This is a genomic window from Acinetobacter endophylla, from assembly GCF_053543775.1.
The window spans coordinates 1-1,392 of record NZ_JBLVOM010000282.1 but is presented as its reverse complement, the minus strand read 5'-3'; the positions used below and the strand labels follow the sequence as shown (position 1 = coordinate 1,392).

The following is a 1,392-nucleotide window of genomic DNA, read 5'->3' as shown; positions in this document are numbered from 1 at the left end:
TAAGCTGGTGGCTGCCTTTCAATAAAATTGCTAAGTGTGATGCAGCACTATGCCTAAATGCGTGAAATGTATATGAATGATCACTTGTCCCTAATACCAGATTAAACAAGCTCCTAGTGATTTTTGATAATTGTTGATTTTCAAAGGTGAAGAGTAATGTATTCTGTACTTGTAATTCCGCTTCGCTCAAAGAAGCAGCTAAATATTTTTTATAAAAATCACAGAACTCTTTAAATTCATTTGGATTTAAAAAATAGGATAAATCAAACTGACGATTTGCATTTTCGTTTTTAACATTACGGTGAGAGTTGGAATGAATTTTTAAAACCAGATTTTCAATATCTGAATTGGATGATTCATTTGAAGTCGTATCTTTAGGATCTGACTTTGCTTCGTAATATAAACGATTATTTTTAAGATGACTTCGAAGCTGTGCAGAGTCAAAATCATTGAGACGGATGCCTGTCACTTCATCAATACGCAAACCTAGTCTAAATGCGAGTCGATAGACCCATTGCAATGCAACTATGTCATTCCCTGAAATGCCTAAAATGTGTGGATAATTTTTCACAATTTTCATCATTAATTCAAACATCTGCGGACTAATGGTCCGTGTTTTTAAAAATTTCCCGCTGTCTCTCTGATGTTCATACAAGTACGCTACTACTGGTGCATCATGCTTGTTGACCAAATACTGATGAAATGTTTTTAACCTCGCGAAAGAATAGCCAGAGGTGTCGTGCTTTTTATTATCATTTTTCTCAGCGATTGTTTCCTGCTTTTCCTGATCTTTCATTGATTTTTCTAAAATAAGGTACTCATACATTTCTTCAAATTGTTCTTCGATGGCATTATTCAAATTTATTTGGTATTCTAAAATGTAAATTAAAAAGTCAGAAACGAAGCTGTGATAATAACGTTTTATCGATGCCACCTGAAGTGATGCTTTACCAGAGCCAGAATTGTAACCTAGCTCATACTTTAACCATTGGCATATCCGTAAATGTGCGATTGCCACCACATAATCAATATATTCCCCCTCTCCAGCTTCATAGGAACGTATATCGCCCTCTGATTTATTAATACTTGCGTTCAAAGCTTCATTAAACTTGGCTAGTGTCAACTCTTTACCATCTTCACTAAATGATAAAAGCAATGATTTTATATCATTACGTTTACCCATCCGTTTATCATTATAAACTTTAACGTTCTGACCACTAGTAGAAACAGAAAGCTCCACAGTGTGATGAGTATTTTCAATTCTTTCTTGAATCGTTTTCCAGGTATCAAGCTGATGATAAATAGCTATATGCTGTTCATATATCAAAGGCGTAGTGATAATTTTGTTATTAAGTACACTTGTACTCAATAGATCTAAATTTGGAATCTCCT

Annotated in this window: 1 pseudogene; it reads right to left on the bottom strand. The window is 34.2% G+C overall.

Annotated elements, in window-relative coordinates:
• A pseudogene (locus tag ACNPNW_RS16115) lies at positions 1-1,392 on the bottom strand (integrase); the annotation flags it as partial.